Here is an 18,348-nt window from a genome sequence, read left to right on the forward strand (position 1 = left end):
TTATACAACACTCTTATTTTTTTTTAATAACATTTCGTTCATTCCACCACCTTTTATTTGCATAGGATATACATGCTCTTTAGGATCAATAATTATATCTACAAAAACTAAATTATTATTTTTTAATTCTTGAAGTGCATATTTTAATTTTTTTTCTACATGACATGCATTTTGAATTCTGATTCCTACATGACCATATGAATTTGCTAATTTTACGAAATCAGGAAGAGATTTCATATATGAATGAGAATATCTTCCGTTATAGAGAATGTCTTGCCATTGTTTTACCATACCCAAAGCACTATTATTTAAATTAATTATTAATATAGGTAAATTATATTGTTTGGCTGTAGATAATTCTTGAATATTCATTTGAATACTTCCATCCCCTGTGATACATATTACAGTTTCTTTAGGATGAGCTAATTTTACTCCTAAAGCTGCTGGTAATCCAAAACCCATTGTTCCTAAACCTCCTGAATTTATCCATCTTCTGGGTTTTTTGAATGGATAATATAAAGCTGCAAACATTTGATGTTGTCCTACATCAGTAGTAATAAAAGCATTTCCATTAGTTAATTTCCATAATGATTCGATTATATATTGAGGTTTTATTGAATATTTATCTTTTTTATATTTTAAACTTTTTTTTTCTTTCCAATTATTTATTTTTTTCCACCAATTGATTAAAAAAAGTTTTCTTTTTTTAATTTTTTTTTTATTTATTAAAAGAATAATTTTTTCTAAAATATTTTTTAGATTTCCTATTATAGATATATTAGATTGTATAGTTTTCGAAATAGATGTAGGATCAATATCAATATGAATAATTTTTGATTTTAAACAATATTTATTGACATTATTCGTTGTACGATCATCAAATCTTACTCCTAAAGCTAATATTACATCAGAATGATGTATTGCCATATTTGCTTCATATGTTCCATGCATACCTAACATATTTAAATTTTGTGGATGAATACCAGAAAATGACCCTAAACCCATAAGGGAGGTGACTACAGGTATATTTAATTTTTCAGCTAAAATATGTATTTCTTTGCTACATTCAGATATTATTGAACCACCTCCAGAATAAATAATTGGATGTAATGATTTTTTTAATATTTTAAATATTTTATTAATTTCTTTATCGTTATTATTTTTTATTTTTTTATAAGATCGAATGTTAATTTTTTTAGGCCAATAGAATTCTTTTTTTATATTTGGATCTAATAAATCCTTAGGTAAATCAATTACAACAGGTCCAGGTCGTCCATTTGATGCAATAAAAAATGCTTTTTTAAAACAATTAGGAATATCTTCAGTTTTTTTAACTAAAAAATTATGTTTTACAATTGGTCTAGATATTCCAATCATATCACATTCTTGAAATGCATCCAATCCGATTAAATGAGATGATACTTGTCCAGAAATTACTACCATAGGAATAGAATCCATATAAGCTGTAGCTATTCCTGTAATTGCATTCGTTGCTCCTGGACCAGATGTTACTAATACAACTCCTGTTTTTCCAGTAGATCGAGCATATCCATCAGCCATATGTGTAGCTCCTTGTTCATGTCTTACCAATATATGGTTGATTGAGTTTTTAACTGTCTTTAAAGCATCATAAATATCTAGTATAGCACCACCTGGATATCCAAAAATATAATTTATTTTTAATTTCATTAAAGAATAAATGACCATTTCAGCACCAGACAACATTTTTAATGTTTTCATAATTGTAATATTTTCCCATTTCTATAATTTTTATAAAAAAAGATCAAGTTTTGAAATTTTTAGAATTTAGTATAATGAAATTATTTTTTTTTATACAAATATTCTATATTTACAGATAAAATATTTTATAATATATATATGAAATATTATAATTATGAAAATTCGTATTTATTATTTTATAAAATATAATATATTATATTTTTTATATCTTCCGGAAAATTAATATTAAATATTATTATACCGGAAGAATAATAAATAATTTTAATTTTAAAAAAAATAAAATAAAAAATTCTTTATTGAATATATATTTTTATAATTTTTAATTACTGTGTATTTCTTAATAGTTCATTTATTTCTACTTTATTTAAAGTTTTTTTATCAACTTTTTTTACAATTATTGCACAATACAGACTGGATTTCTGATCTTTATCAGAAGGTATTGTTCCTGGAACTACTACAGAATATGCAGGAATTTTTCCATAAAATATTTTTCCAGTACTTCTTTCATAAATTTTTGTACTTTGTCCAATATATACACCCATAGATATTACAGAACCTTGTTCTACAATTACACCTTCTACTATTTCTGATCTTGCTCCAATAAAACAATTATCTTCAATTATAGTTGGATTAGATTGCATAGGTTCTAAAACACCTCCAATTCCTACACCTCCTGATATGTGCACATTATTTCCTATTTGAGCGCAAGATCCAATAGTAGACCATGTATCTATCATGGTATTTTTTCCTATATAAGATCCTATATTTACATAACAAGGCATTAGTATACTTTTTTTATCTATAAAAGATCCATATCTTACAGTAGCTTGAGGTACAATTCTTACATCATCTTGTATGAATTGCTCTTCATTATAGTCACTATATTTTAATTCTACTTTATCGTAATATGTTGTTTCTAATCCGTGAATAATTTTATTTTTTTGTGTGATTAAAAATAATAAAATAGCTTTTTTAACCCAATGTTTTGTAATCCATTCATTATTTATTTTTTCAGATATTCTCAATTTTCCTGTATTTAACATTTCTATAGTTTCTTTTATAGCTTCAGAAGATTCTATACTAATGCTATTTTCTTTAGATTTAATTAATTCTTTATTTTCGTATGTTTCATTAATTATTTTTTCAATTTTTTTCATGTTTAAGTATCCTTTGATTTATTTTTTTTCGATAATATGAATTTTTATATTTAAAGAACAACTATAATAAATATTAATATTGATATATATTTTTATATATTTTTGATTATAGGATTTATTTTTTCGTCTTCTTGTATTGTAAGTATTTCACAACCATTTTTTGTCACTAATACAGTATGTTCGTATTGAGCAGATAAGGAATGGTCTATAGTTTTTACAGTCCAACCATCATTTAAAATTTTTATAAATGGTTTTCCTATATTAATCATGGGTTCAATAGTAAAAATCATTCCTTCTTTCATTTGTATATTCTTATTATATTGACTATCATAATGTAATATATAAGGTTCTTCATGAAATTTTTTACCAACTCCATGACCACAATATTCTTTTACAATTGAAAAATTTTTTTTTTTAATATATTTTTGTATAACTTTACCTATTTCAGAAAAATATGCTCCAGGTTTAATGATTTTCAATGATTTATATAAACTTTTTCTGGTTGAAAAACATAAATTTTTTGCTATTTTATTTACTTTTCCAATAAAAAACATTTTAGATACATCTCCATAAAAACCATCTTTTATTACAGCTATATCTATGTTAATAATATCTCCTTCATTTAAAATTTCTAATTTATTAGGTATTCCATGACATATTGTATCATTGATTGAAGTACAAATAGATTTTGGAAATCCTTTATATCCTAAACATGCAGGTATAGCTTTTTGTTCATGAGTTATATATTTATGACAAATATTGTTAATTTTATTTGTATCTATTCCAGGTTTTAAATATTTTTGAATCATTTTTAAGTTTTCTGATGCTAGAATACATGCTTTTCGTATTTTATTTATTTCATATTCGTTTTTAATTATTATTGAAGACATATGTTTCACATTTTTTATAAGAATTTTTTTTAAAAAGTATGTTATTGTTTTATAGTAATAATGACATAATAATTGAAATTATTATTTATTATTTAATTTTTTTTGTTTTTATTTTAAACGAATATATCTTATTGTATATAAAATCAATATTAATTTTAAAATAAAATAATTATTATAAAATTTATATATTTATTAAAAAAAATATTTTTAAAAATTTTTTTTGAATATTATCTGTTATTTAGAATATTTTAATAAATTTTTTATACAATAGTTACAAATTTATTTTTATAAAATTATATAAGGCAAGAATATGCAAAAATTATCTATGCAAGATATGATTAAAGCTGGTGTTCATTTTGGACACAAAACTCGTTATTGGAACCCAAAAATGAAACCATTTATTTTTGGTTCAAGAAATAAAATTCATATTATTAATTTAGAAAAAACTTTACCTTTATTTCGTATTGCTATCAATGAATTAAAAAGAATAGCTTTTAGAAAAGGAAAAATACTTTTTGTAGGAACAAAGAAAGCAGCAAGTATTTCTATAAAAAATACTGCAATATTATGTAAACAGTACTATGTTCATTATAGATGGTTAGGAGGTATGTTAACGAATTGGAAAACAGTTAGACAATCTATAAATAGATTAAAAGATTTAGAAATACAATCAAAAGATGGAACTTTTGAAAAGTTAACAAAAAAAGAAGCTTTAATTAGATTTCGTACTTTATCTAAATTAGAAAATAGTTTGGGAGGTATTAAAAATATGGGAGGTTTACCTGATGCTTTATTTGTTATAGATGCAGATCATGAACAAATTGCAATTAAAGAAGCGAATAATTTAGATATTCCAGTTTTTTCTATTGTAGATACTAATTCTAATCCAGATGGAATAGATTATGTTATTCCTGGTAATGATGATGCAGTAAGATCTATTGAATTATATTTATCAGTTATTGAAAATTCTATTAAAAATATTAATAAAATAACAGATAAAAATGAAATTATAAAAAAGTTTCAATAAAAAATATTTTTTAATAATTTAAAATTTTTTAATGTAATAAAAAAAATATAAAAAAATAATGTTTCAGGAACATAATATGCAAAAAAATAATTTATGTCTTATTAAAGAATTAAGAAATCGAACAGGAATAGGAATAATAGAATGTAAAAAAGCTTTATTTTATACAAAAAATAATTTAGAGCAAGCAATAGATTATTTACGTAGTGCTGGAGTGATTAAAGCTGAAAAAAAAAATATTAATTCTACTTTAGAGGGATTGATATTAATTTATCAAAAAAATAATAATATAGCTATATTAGAGTTAAATTGTGAAACAGACTTTGTATCTAAAAATATCGATTTTATTAATTTTGGAAAAAAAATTTTAGATCGAATAGTATGTAAAAATATAACAGATATTTCAGACATTAATATATTTTTTGAAAAACATCGAGTAGACTTAATATCTAAATTTAATGAAAATATTAATATTCGTAGAATAAAATTAGTTCAAAAAAAATGTTCTAGTTATTATCTACATCGATTTAGAATAGGAGTAATAGTTTCTTTTGATAATATGAATTCTTCAATTAATAAAGAAATTATGAAGAATATTTCCATGCATATTGCTGCTAGTAAACCAAAATATATTGATGCTTCTAATATTCCTCAAGAAGTTATTCAAAGAGAATATAATATTCAATTAGAATTAACCAAAAAATTAAATAAAAATAAGTTACAAGAAGAAAATATTATAAAAGGTAAAATGAATAAGTTTATCAATGAAATAACATTATTAAATCAAATTTTTATTATGAATACAAAAAAAACTGTTAAGGAAATTTTAAAAGAAAATAATTTAAAGGTATTATCTTTTATTCGTTTTGAATTGGGAGAAAAAATATAAAATAAAATTTATTTTTTATTAATGTTTAATTTTTGTATTAAAAATTTTTTATCAATAAAATATTTGTATTAATATTTTTATAAATAAAATTTAAAAAAAATAGTATGAAATGGTATTTTTGAATAATAAAAAATAATAATATATTAATTAAAATACATATCTTTAATATGATTAAAATTTTTATGTATAACAATGAATAAGATAATTTATTTTTATAATTTAGGATTTATAATGGATTTTATTATTAAATAAAAATATTTATTGCGATTAACAAAATTTTATTTTTTATAACAACATGAATTTTAATATTTTAAAATTATTTAAATTTTATTTATTTGATATATATTATTAGATTTAATCGATAAAGAATATCTATGCTATGGATATTTATTATAGTTTTATTAATCTATTTAATTTATGATTGAATTATTTTATTAAAAAATATTTTATTTTATAATAAAAATTTTAATTATGGTGAAAAATATTTTTCATTTTTAATGAATATTTTAATTATTTTATATATTTTTTATTTAATAAATTAAATTATATAATTTTTTCAGTGTTAAAATATTTTCATATTATTTTTTATAAGAATTAAATCATTAATTTAATATATATTTGCATTTTTTTATAAAATTAACATTTTATTTTGAATAAAATATATAATATAATTTTATCGATATTTTTTATTTTAACCATTTTTTTTTAAAGGATAATTATTTTTTATAAATAAGAAAAATTTATTTTTTTAGATTTAAAAAATAATTATTAATATTTTATATTAATTTTTATTTATGTATTAAGGTTATAAATTTTATGAATGAAATTATTACATTTGCAGATTTAAAAATGCAAAAATGTATTAATTCTTTTAAAACACGAATTAATGCAATTAGAACTAGTCATGCAACACCTGAATTATTAAATAATATTTTTATTGATTACTATGGTAAAAAAACTCCATTGTTTCAGGTTACAAATATTGTTGTAGAAAATTCTCGTACTTTAAAAATAAATATATTTGAAAATGGATTACAAAACATTATTCAAAAAAGTATTATCAATGCTAATTTAGGGTATGGTATAAGTACTCAAGGTAATTGTGTTTATGTTACAGTACCACATCTTAATGAAGAAAGAAGACAAGAATTAGTTAAAAAAATTAAAAAAGAATCTGAACAGGCACGAATATGTATACGAATTATTAGAAAAGAAAAAAAAGATAGAATTAAATTAGATATAAAAAAAAAAATAATTTCTAAAGATCAAGATAGAGTAATTCAAAAAAAAATACAAGATTTAACTGATAAATACATAAAAAAAATTGAAAAAATTTTTTTAAAAAAAGAATCTGATATCATGAAAATTTAATTTTTGTTTATAACGCCGTTTTAAAAATTTTTCATAATTTTATTTTTTTAAATTTATATTATTTTTTATAAAAAAACGGCGTTTTATAACTTATTTAAAATAAAATATATTAATTTTATAAATATTTTGTAAAAATATTTTATTATTATTCATATTAATTTTTAATTTTTTACATTACAATAAATATATGAATTATATTAATTAATATTTTGAATATAAATAATTTAAAAAAATTATAAAAATTAAATTTCTTTAATAAAAAATTCAAATTATTATTTAAAATTATATTTTTACTGTATTTAACTAAAATAATAAATAAAAATGTTAATAAATGAAAAAAAAATATTAAAAAAAAATGAAGTATTAAATTTACTTCCTCATAAATATCCATTTTTATTAGTAGATAAAATTATAGAGTATAAAAATAATAATTTTATTAAAACTATAAAAAATATTACTTTAAATGATTTTTTTTTTGAAGGTCATTTTCCCTCTTATCCTATTTTTCCTGGTGTTTTAATAATTGAATCTATGGCTCAATCATCAACTTTACTATTGTATAAAAATAATCCATATTGGGTAAAAAAAAAATTTTTTCCTTTAATAAAAATAAACAATGCATCTTTTAAATTTCCTGTATATCCAGGTGATCAAATAATTATTGATATTTTTTTACAAAAAACGTTTAAAAAACTAACTCAATTTAATTGTATTGCAAGAGTATTAAGTAAAACTGTTGTTATTGCCACCATTTCTTGTATTCAAACAAAAATATAATTTTTTTAAAAATATTATTCATATAAGCATATATAGTTATATAAAATTATAAAAAATAGGAATTAAATCAATCATTTTTTATGAAAAAATATTTTTTTCTATTTTTTTTTTTTTCAATGTAGGTTCATTAGTATGAATTCTTCTAATTTTGTTCATTTAAATACGCATAGTGATTATTCTATTATTGATGGAATAGCTAGTCCTGAAAAAATAGTACATAAAGCAAATAGTTTAGGAATGTCTTCAATAGGTATTACAGATTTTTCTAATTTGTTTGGTGCATTAAAGTTTTACTTAAAAGCACATGAATACGGTATTAAACCAATTATAGGAATTGATTTTAATATGAGATCTATTTTTATTCCTAATATGATAAGTAGAATTACATTGTTAGCTTATAATAAAATAGGATATAGAAATCTTTCTATATTAACTACATATTCACATAAAGAAAAAAAAAATTATTCTCAAGCAATATTAAAACAAGAATTATTAAAAAAATATAATCAAGGATTAATAATTTTATCAGGAGGTTGTTTTGGAGATATTGGAATATGTTTATTAAAAAATAATAATAAATTTTTAAATTCTATGTTTAATTTTTATTCTAATTATTTTCCAGAATCACATTATTTAGAATTAACTCGTACTAATAGAGTTAATGAAGAAGAATATATTTCTAAAGTTTTATATTGCGCAAATAAAAAACAAGTACCTGTTGTTGCTACAAATTCTGTTTGTTTTTTAAATAAAGAAGATTTTTCAGTACATAATATTCGTATGGGAATTAATCAAGGTATTATGATTTCAGATATAAATAAAAAAAAAAATTATAGTAAAGAACAATTTTTAAAATCACAAGAAGAAATGATTAATTTATTTTATGATATACCTGAATCTATTGTAAATACTGTTGAAATTTCTATGCGTTGTAATTTTATTTTTAATTTAAATAAATATTTTTTACCAACTTTTTTTGATAAAAAATTTGATGTTAAAAAAAAATTAATAGAAGAATCATTTCAAGGTTTGGAATATAGATTTAAAAATTATATTTTTAAAAATCAAAAAAATGTTTTTAAAACTAAAAAAAAATATATTGCAAGATTGAATTTAGAATTGGATATAATTAATAAAATGGGTTTTCCTAGTTATTTTTTAATTGTTATGGAATTTATACAATGGGCAAAAAAAAATAATATTCCTGTAGGTCCGGGAAGAGGATCTGGAGCGGGATCTTTAGTTGCTTATGCATTAAAAATAACTGAACTGGATCCTTTAAAATTTGATTTATTATTTGAAAGATTTTTAAATTTAGACCGTGTTTCTATGCCTGATTTTGATATTGATTTTTGCATGGAAAAAAGAGATTTAGTAATTGAACATGTGTCTAAAAAATATGGTTCAGATTCAGTTGCACAAATAATTACTTTTGGGACAATGACTGCAAAATCTGTTATTCGAGATGTAGGTCGTGTTTTAGGGTATCCGTATGGATTTATTAATAAATTATCTAAATTAATACCATTAGATCCTGGAATAACATTAAATAAAGCGTTTTCTACTAATCAAGAATTAATTGAATTATATTCGAATAATACTGATGTCAAAAGTATAGTAAACATTGCAAAAAAATTAGAAGGTGTTACTAGAAATATTGGAAAACATGCTGGAGGCGTGATTATTGCACCTTCAAAAATTATTAATTTTGTACCTTTATATTTTGATGAAAATGGAGAAAATGTATTAACACAATTTGATAAAGATGATATTGAAAAAATTGGTTTAGTAAAATTTGATTTTTTAGGATTAAAAACTTTAACAATAATTGAATCATGTGTTCGAATAATAAATTCTAAATTACATAACAAAAAAGTTGATATAAAGAAAATTTCCTTAGAAGATAAAAAAGTTTTTGATATGCTAAATAATGCAAATACTACTGCAATATTTCAATTAGAGTCTTTAGGAATGAAAAAATTGATAAAAAGACTTAAACCAGATTGTTTCGAAGATATAATTTCGTTAGTAGCATTATTTCGACCTGGTCCGTTACAATCAGGAATGGTAGATAATTTTATTGCTCGAAAGCATGGAAAAGAATCTATTTTTTATCCAGATAAGAAATGGCAACATATTCTATTAAAACCTATATTAAAATCTACCTATGGTATTATATTGTATCAAGAACAAGTCATGCAAATTGCACAAGTTTTATCAGGATATTCATTAAGTGATGCTGATATATTAAGACGTGTTATGGGAAAAAAAGATCCTTTAGAAATGAGAAATCAATATTCAATTTTTCAATCAGGAGCTAAAAAAAATGGTATTGATGTAGTTTTATCAAAAAAAATATTTAGTTTATTAGAAAAATTTTCTGGATATGGATTTAATAAATCTCATTCTGCAGCATATGCGTTAATATCATATCAAACACTATGGTTAAAATCTCATTATCCTGCTGAATTTATGGCTTCTGTAATGACTTCTGAAATAGATAATTCTGATAAATTATCAAATTTAATTTTAGAATGTAAAAAATTAAATATAAAAATATTACCTCCTTGTATTAATCATGGATTTAATCATTTTTATGTAAATGAAAAAAAAGAAATAATATACGGAATGGGAGCAATAAAAGGAATTGGAATAAATTCTATTAATAGTATAGTTAAACATAGAACAATAAAAATAGGATATTTAGATTTATTTGATTTTTGTGTAAAAACGAACAGTAAAAAAATTACTGTTATTATTATAAAAAAATTAATTAAATCCGGTTCATTAGATTGTTTTAAGTTGAAGAGATCTTTTTTAATTAATTCATTATTACATACTTTTAATTCTGCCAAACAATATAAAAAAATTATTTTATATAAACAAAAAGATATATTTAACCCTTCTATTCAGGATTTTAAAAACATTGTTAAAAATAAAAATTTAAATGTTTTAGTTTGGACTAAAAGTATGAAATTAGATTATGAGTATTCAGTTTTAGGTTTATGTATTACAGGATATCCTATTCGTGAATATTTATTTGAATTGAATAAATATGTTAATGCAATAAAATTAAAAAATATAAAATTACAAAAAAATAACAGTGTTGTTTGTGTTTTTGGAGTTATTTCTTATATAAAAAGAATATTAACTAAAAAAAATACTCAAATGGTTTTGATATCTATTGATGATAGTTATTGTAAATTAGATGTCTTAATTTTTGAAAATTTATTAGAAAGAAAAAAATATTTTATCAAAAAAAATAATATTGTCATTATTCAAGGTAAAGTTATTTTTGATAATTTTATTAAAAAAAAAAAAATAATAGCGATAGATATTATTGATATAGATTATGCAAGACTGAATAGTTTAAGTGAAATTATTGTTTTTACAAAAATAACAAAAAATATTGATAAATTGTTTGTAAAAATTAAAAAAATTACATTAACAAAAAATAATAGAACAATTCCTTTAAATATTTATTTTTATAAAAACAATGAATTTGTGCAATTAAAATATGTTAAAAAATGGAAAATTTTTCCAAATAATAAATTAATAAATAATTTAAAATATTTATTCGGAATAGGATCAGTAAAATTAAAAAGAATAAAAAATACTGTATCTAAAATATTTTTTTATCATTAGTTGTTATATAACATTACTTTTTTGAATTATTTTTTTAAAGTAACTTACTACATCTTTAATATGTATTTCATGTTTTTGTTGTGTATATCGATTTTGTATTTCTAATATTTCATTTTTAGTGTTTTTTTCACTAATAATTATATTATAAGGTATACCGATTAGATCCATATTAGAAAAAATTACTCCAATTCTTTCATTTCTATCATTAAATAATGTAGGTATTTTTTCTTTTTTTAATGATAAATATATTTTTTTTGAAATTTTTTGTACTATAATGGAATTATATAATTGTATTGGTATGATCGAAACAATAAAAGGAGCTAATTCAATAGGCCATATAATACCTTTTTCATCATGATTTTGTTCTATTATAGCAGAAATAATTCTAGTTACACCTATTCCGTAACATCCCATATTCAAAAATTTTTTCATTTTATCATTTGTATAAATATTAGCATTCATAGATTTAGAATATTTTTTTCCGATTTGAAAAATATGAGCAATTTCAATGTTATGAATGTTATTCTTATATATTTTTTTTTGTAAATTTATATTATAATTTTTATTTTTTGTAGTAACAATAAATTCATGAGAAATATTTCCACCAATAATTCCAGAATTTGCTTGTTCAATTTTAAATTTTAAAGACATTCTAAAAAAAATTTTTTTATATGCTTTTTTTATTTTTTCATATGTTAATACTAAAGATTTTTTATCCATATGAAAAGAATAGGCATCTTTCATAATAAATTCTCTAGTTCTTATAGTTCCAAATTGTGGTCTAATTTCATCTCTAAATTTTGTTTGAATTTGATAAAATATTAAAGGTAATTCTTTATAGGATTTTATTTCGTTTTTTATTAAATCTGTTATTATTTCTTCATGAGTAGGGCCTAATATGAACAAGTTTTTATTTCGATCATATAAAGTAAATAGTTCTTTTCCATAATCATTAATTCTTTTGCTTTTTTTCCATAAATGACCTGTTTGTAAAATAGGTAAAATTACTTCTATTGCTGATATTCGATCCATTTCTTCTCTAATTATTTTTTTAATTTTTTTTAAAATAATTACACCTGTAGGTAACCATGTGTATATTCCTGAAGATACTTGCCTGATTAAACCTGATTTTAGCATTAAATAATGACTTATTAATTCAGGCTTGTTAGATACATTTTTCAATGTAGATAGTAAATATTTACTAGTACGCATATTTTCCTTAAAAAAATAGATTATAAATGTAAGATATTTGTATTATTTTATAAATATCAGAAAATGAAATATTCATGTATATTAATTAAGAAAAATTGTATTGACAATTTTTTTATTACTTAAAAATTAATTTTTATATAAAAAACAAATTATTTTTTTTATAATAACAAATTATTTTTTTTATAATAACAAATTATTTTTTTTATAATAACAAATTATTTTTTTTATAATAACAAATATTTTTTTTATAATAACAAATTATTTTTTTTATAATAACAAATATTTTTATGAGGTGTTTTATGCCTATTGGATCTGATGAAGATAAAACAGAAGAACCTACTTCCCATCGCATTAAAAAGTTTAAAAAAAAAGGAAATAATTATTATTCTCCAGAAGTAAATTATTTTTTTTTATTATTTTTTTCATGTTTTACATTTTTTATTTTTCGAAAAACAATGTTTTTTTCTTTATTAGAATTATTAAAAAATAGTTTACAAATAAATTATTCGATTATATTTAGTAATACGTTTTTTTTGAAAAAAATAATATTTGATATTAAAAAAATTTGTTTAATTTTTATTATTTTATTTTTAGAAATATTGTTCATTTCTTATACTTTTCCATTATTATTTGGAGGGGGAAAAATACATTTTCGTTTTTTTAATTTTAGTTTAAAAAAATTAAATTTTATAAATGGTATAAAAAAAATGTTTTCTTTTGAATCTATTTTTGAACTACTAAAGATTATTCTTAAATCATATTTAATTTTAGGGATTTTTATATATTATTTTGTTTCTAAAAAACATGAATTATTTTTTTTATCAATCGAACGAGAAAATAATGTTTTTTTTCATGGTTTTAATATATTAGTGAATTTTATTTATATTGCAATATTATCTTATATCCCCGTAGTAATGTTAGATTTTATATGGAAAAAAATTTCTTTTTTCAAAAAACTAAAAATGACACAACAAGAAATTAAAGAAGAATTAAAAGAAATAGAAGGAAATCCTAATACAAAAAGTAGAATATTACATAATATGAAATTATTATCTAGAAAAAGAAATACAATAGATATAATAAATAAATCAGATGTAGTAGTTACTAATCCTACTCATTATGCAATTTCTATACAATACATTGCAAAAAAAATGAAATCTCCAAAAATTACAGCAAAAGGAATAGGTGTTTCTGCACTATATATTATTAAAATTGCTAAGAAAAATAATATTCCTATATTATATGCTCCAATTTTAGCGCGTTCATTATATTATAATTTTGCATTAAATCAATTTATATCACCTGATTTTTATTCAATAATAGCTGAAATAATTACTTGGTCTTGGAACTTTAATAAATGGAAAAAAGAAGGAGGTAAAAAACCTATTATACCAAAAGATTTATCAGAAGTATTAAAATCAAATATAGAAAAAGGAAAAAGAAAATTATGAATAATTTTTTTTATTTTTTTAAAAAAATTAATTTATTAAAAAATTTTAGATCACAAGTATTAGTTGTTCCATTGTTATTAATTATTATTTTATCAATGATGATTTTACCTCTTCCTACCTTTTTATTAGATTTATTTTTTACATTTAATATATCTCTTTCATTATTAATTCTACTTGTATCATTATTTAATAAATATACTTTAGATTTTTCTTCATTTCCGACAATATTACTTTTTTCTACACTGTTGAGATTATCATTAAATATTGCTTCTACACGTATTATTCTTTTACATGGTCATACTGGTATAGCATCTGCAGGGCATGTAATAGAATCGTTCGGTAATTTTTTAGTCGGAGGTAATTTTTTTATTGGAATAGTAGTATTTATTATATTAATAATTATTAATTTTATAGTAATTACAAAGGGAGCGGGTAGAATTGCAGAAGTAGGAGCTAGATTTGCTTTAGATGGAATGCCAGGAAAACAAATGGCTATCGATGCGGATCTTAATGCTGGATTAATTGGAGAAACAGAAGCAAAAAAAAGACGTATGGAAATTACAAGAGAAGCTGAATTTTATGGTTCAATGGATGGAGCAAGCAAGTTTGTAAGAGGAGATGCAATTGCTGGAATTTTAATTATGTTTGTTAATGTTATTGGTGGTTTATTTATTGGAATATTGCAACATAATTTAATAATAAATAAAGCATTAGAATCTTATACTATTTTAACTATAGGAGATGGTTTAGTAGCTCAAATTCCAGCATTAATTATATCAACAGCTGTAGGAGTTATTGTGACTAGAGTTAAAGGTGATGAAAATGTTGGAGATCAAATGATTAAACAACTATTTTTTAAACCTGTTGTAATTGTTTTAAGCGGTTGTCTTTTATTTATATTAGGAATTGTTCCTGGAATGCCAAATTTAATATTTTTATTGTTTTCGTTGAGTTTATTTTTTTTATCATGGTTTATATATAATAAAAATATTTTTTTACATGATGATAAAGTATATGATGAATATAAAAAAAATAAAGAATATTTAGATTTATCATGGAAAGATGTACAGATAGAAGATACAATTAGAATTGAATTTGGAAAAAATTTAACTCCCATTCTTGAAAAAAAAATTGATTCTCTTGATTTATTAAATAGAATAAAAAATGTAAGAAAAAAATGTGCTGATGATTTTGGTTTCTTACCTCCTGCTATTGTTCTTTCAAACAATTTTAAATTATCAAAAAATGTATATCGTATTTGCATTAAAGGAATCTCAATATCTGAAGGGGAAATATTTTTAGATAAAGTTATGGCTCTTGATTCTGGACATGTTACTGATACATTAGAAGGTAAAAGAGTAAAAGAACCAACATTTGGTATGCAAGCAATTTGGATAAATAAAAATTTTCAAAAACGTGCAGAAGAATTAAGATATATTATTATTACTCCTTCTGTAGTAATAGCAACTCATTTAAATTTTGTAATTCAAAATTATTTACATGAATTATTTGGTCGTTATGAAGTAAATAAATTATTGGATCGTGTAAATCAAGAATTACCTAATTTTTCTGACGATTTAATACCAAGTATTATGACATTAACTACTTTTCATAAAATATTAAAAAATTTATTATTAGAAAATGTATCTATAAAAGATATACGTACTATTATAGAAACACTAATTGAATATGCTCCTGGAATAAAAGATATAAATGAATTAACTAGTATGATTCGAATTACATTAGGAAAATCGATAGTACAAAATATATTTCAAGGAAAAAAATCCATTAATGTGATTGGAATTAATTCTGATATAGAAAATATATTATCGAATTCTATTAAAAATAAAGAAAAATCTATTAATCAAACAGATTCTCTGGAACCAGAATTTTTACACAATTTTTTTAATCAGGTAAAAAAAGCAATTATTGCTCAAGATAAATTAGGAGATCCAATTGTTTTACTTGTGCCTCATGTTTTAAGAGAATTTTTAGTTAGAATATTGAAACCAAAATTTTCTAATATAATTGTATTATCTGATGTTGAAATTCGTGATTCTAGAAAAATTTTTATAAAAAATATTATAGGGAATATGGAATAACAACGTATTTTAAATATCACATAAGACATTTATATTTTAATATTTTATAGTGATATTTACATAAAATTTATAGTAGGAATTCCTAATATTTTTAATCCTATTTTTAATATTGTTGATGTTAAAAAACATAATTTAATTCTACTATATTTAATTTTTTTATTTGAATTTTTTAAAATAGGACACTGTTCATAAAATATAGAAAAATGTACTGAAAGATTATATAAATATAAGCACAGTAAATGCATATAACCTTTTTTAAAAGATTCATCAATAATTTCTTCAAATTGTAAAATTTTGAGAGATAATTCAGTTTCATATTTTTCTAAAAGAATAATAGGATATTTTATTTTTTTTATATCGTAAGATATTTTATTAAATATAGATGTAATTCTTGTAAAAGTATATTGCATGTATGGAGCTGTATTTCCTTCAAATGTAAGCATAGTTTTCCAATCAAAAATATAATTTGTAATTCTATTTTTTGATAAATCGGAATATTTTATAGATCCAATTCCTATTTTTTTAGATATAGAGATAATTTCTTTTGGTTTTAAATTTGAATTTTTTGTTTTTGTAATAGAATAAGCTCTTTTTTCTGCTTCTTTGATTAAATGTATTAATTTAATATTGTTACCGTCTCTAGTTTTAAATGGTTTATTATTTTTTGATAAAACCATTCCAAATGTATGATGTTCTATAATAGTATTATTAGGTATATAACCAGCCATTTTTGCTATTAATATTATTTGTTGTAAATATTGTGATTGTCTGCTATCTGTATAATATATTATTCTATTTGCATTTAATATACTACATCGATATTTTAAACATGCAATATCTATAGTTGAGTATAAAAAACTAGAATCTTTTTTTTGAATAATTATACCCATAGGTTTGCCTATTCTATTTTTAAATTTTTTTAAAATAACTACTACAGAACCATCTATTTTTTTAGCTATTTTTTTTTTTAATAAATCTTCAATAATTTCTGGTAACATATGATGATATGCACTTTCTCCTTTAATATGTTTGTTTTTCAAAGAAATATTTAATTTTTTATATATAACATTATTTTTTTTGATTGAATAACTAACTATTTTTTTCCAAATTTTTTTACAATTAATATTATTTTTATTTAATTTTAAATTGTATTTTTGAGATAAATTAGCAAATTTTTTATCATTATCAAATTTTTTTTTAGCAATTATATAATGTTTTTCTATATTTTTTAAATTTTTTGTAAGATTACTTAAATTGATTTTTTTTTCTTTATAAAATGCAAGAATTATACCAAAATTAGTACCCCAATCTCCTATGTGATTAACTTTAATAACTTTATGACCTAAAAATGAAGCAAGTTTAGCAAAAGAATCTCCTAGTACTGTTGATCTTAAATGTCCTATATGCATTTCTTTTGCGATATTAGGAGAAGAGTAATCGATTACTATAGTTTCTTTTTTTTTTTTTTTTATGTGTAAATTATTTTTTTTTAAAATTATATTCAGTTTTTCAGATATCCATTCTGGATTAATAATAAAGTTTATAAAACCAGGTTTGGTATAAAATACTTTTTTGAATATTTTTTTTGATTTAATTAAATTAATTATTTTATTAGATAATTTTTTTGGATCTTTTTTTTCTATTTTAGAAATTTTTATTATTCCATTAGCTTGATATTGTCCTCTGTATTCTGTATTAGTTCTGGATATGATAGGATCATATTTTTTATTAATTCCTATTTTTTCAAATGATTGTATTATAGTTTTATATAATATTTTTTTTATATTCATAATAATGTTTAATTTTTAAAAAATTTTCCTGTTATTTATGAAATTTATTTTTTTAAAAGTAATATTTTAAATTAAAAATTTTTGTTGAATAAAATTAATTGATTTTTTTTTTAAAATATGATTAATTGTTAATAACAATTATATTATACTGTTAATATATATAAAATAAATAATTTTAATATAAATAAATTTCATATTGTTTTTATTTTAAAAAATATTTTTCAAAATAAATAAAAAGATTGACAAACATAAAAAATCAATGTAATGTGTATTTAGTTAAGTAATATTGTTCTTTAAAAA

Annotated in this window: 12 protein-coding genes; 7 read left to right on the forward strand and 5 right to left on the reverse strand. The window is 20.2% G+C overall.

What is annotated here, in order from left to right:
* The 3 genes from ilvB to map form a co-directional block, all read right to left on the reverse strand.
* Positions 1–1,740, reverse strand: a complete 1,740-nt coding sequence (gene ilvB / locus RJU59_RS00855) for a biosynthetic-type acetolactate synthase large subunit (protein ID WP_343155261.1) — start codon at positions 1,738–1,740, stop codon at positions 1–3.
* A gap of 323 nt (positions 1,741–2,063) precedes the next feature.
* Positions 2,064–2,897 carry a 2,3,4,5-tetrahydropyridine-2,6-dicarboxylate N-succinyltransferase gene (gene dapD, locus RJU59_RS00860; RefSeq protein ID WP_343155262.1) on the reverse strand — a complete coding sequence of 278 codons (834 nt, stop codon included), beginning with the start codon at positions 2,895–2,897 and terminating at the stop codon, positions 2,064–2,066.
* 92 nt (positions 2,898–2,989) lie between these two features.
* On the reverse strand, positions 2,990–3,787 hold the full coding sequence (gene map, locus RJU59_RS00865; RefSeq protein WP_343155263.1) for a type I methionyl aminopeptidase: 798 nt from the start codon (positions 3,785–3,787) through the stop codon (positions 2,990–2,992).
* Between the two features lie 310 nt (positions 3,788–4,097).
* Between map and rpsB the strand changes: the two genes are divergently transcribed.
* From rpsB to dnaE, 5 genes are all read left to right on the forward strand, one after another.
* Positions 4,098–4,814, forward strand: coding sequence for a 30S ribosomal protein S2 (gene rpsB, locus RJU59_RS00870; protein WP_343155264.1), 717 nt, complete (start codon positions 4,098–4,100; stop codon positions 4,812–4,814).
* Between the two features lie 76 nt (positions 4,815–4,890).
* A complete protein-coding gene (gene tsf, locus RJU59_RS00875) occupies positions 4,891–5,700 on the forward strand; it encodes a translation elongation factor Ts (RefSeq protein ID WP_343155266.1) in 810 nt (269 codons plus the stop codon).
* Between the two features lie 816 nt (positions 5,701–6,516).
* Positions 6,517–7,071 (forward strand): ribosome recycling factor, encoded by a 555-nt coding sequence (frr, locus tag RJU59_RS00880; RefSeq protein ID WP_343155267.1) that lies wholly within the window; start codon positions 6,517–6,519, stop codon positions 7,069–7,071.
* Between the two features lie 321 nt (positions 7,072–7,392).
* The gene (gene fabZ / locus RJU59_RS00885) at positions 7,393–7,848 is read left to right on the forward strand and encodes a 3-hydroxyacyl-ACP dehydratase FabZ (RefSeq protein ID WP_343128763.1); all 456 of its coding nucleotides are present in this window, start codon (positions 7,393–7,395) and stop codon (positions 7,846–7,848) included.
* Between the two features lie 132 nt (positions 7,849–7,980).
* Entirely contained in the window at positions 7,981–11,493 is a 3,513-nt protein-coding gene (dnaE, locus tag RJU59_RS00890; protein ID WP_343155268.1) for a DNA polymerase III subunit alpha, read from the forward strand.
* A 3-nt stretch (positions 11,494–11,496) separates the two neighbouring features.
* Here dnaE and proS read toward each other — a convergent pair whose 3' ends face one another.
* The gene (proS, locus tag RJU59_RS00895) at positions 11,497–12,705 is read right to left on the reverse strand and encodes a proline--tRNA ligase (RefSeq protein ID WP_343155269.1); all 1,209 of its coding nucleotides are present in this window, start codon (positions 12,703–12,705) and stop codon (positions 11,497–11,499) included.
* 299 nt (positions 12,706–13,004) lie between these two features.
* Between proS and RJU59_RS00900 the strand changes: the two genes are divergently transcribed.
* Positions 13,005–14,156 carry an EscU/YscU/HrcU family type III secretion system export apparatus switch protein gene (locus RJU59_RS00900; RefSeq protein WP_343155270.1) on the forward strand — a complete coding sequence of 384 codons (1,152 nt, stop codon included), beginning with the start codon at positions 13,005–13,007 and terminating at the stop codon, positions 14,154–14,156.
* The gene (flhA, locus tag RJU59_RS00905; protein ID WP_343155271.1) at positions 14,153–16,258 is read left to right on the forward strand and encodes a flagellar biosynthesis protein FlhA; all 2,106 of its coding nucleotides are present in this window, start codon (positions 14,153–14,155) and stop codon (positions 16,256–16,258) included. Before RJU59_RS00900 ends, flhA begins: the two co-directional genes overlap by 4 nt.
* Before the next feature lie 56 nt (positions 16,259–16,314).
* Here flhA and argS read toward each other — a convergent pair whose 3' ends face one another.
* Positions 16,315–18,048, reverse strand: a complete 1,734-nt coding sequence (gene argS / locus RJU59_RS00910) for an arginine--tRNA ligase (protein ID WP_343155272.1) — start codon at positions 18,046–18,048, stop codon at positions 16,315–16,317.
* Between the last annotated feature and the right edge of the window lie 300 nt (positions 18,049–18,348).

Source organism: Buchnera aphidicola (Kurisakia onigurumii) (genome assembly GCF_039394605.1).
Lineage (GTDB): Bacteria > Pseudomonadota > Gammaproteobacteria > Enterobacterales > Enterobacteriaceae > Buchnera_I > Buchnera_I aphidicola_B.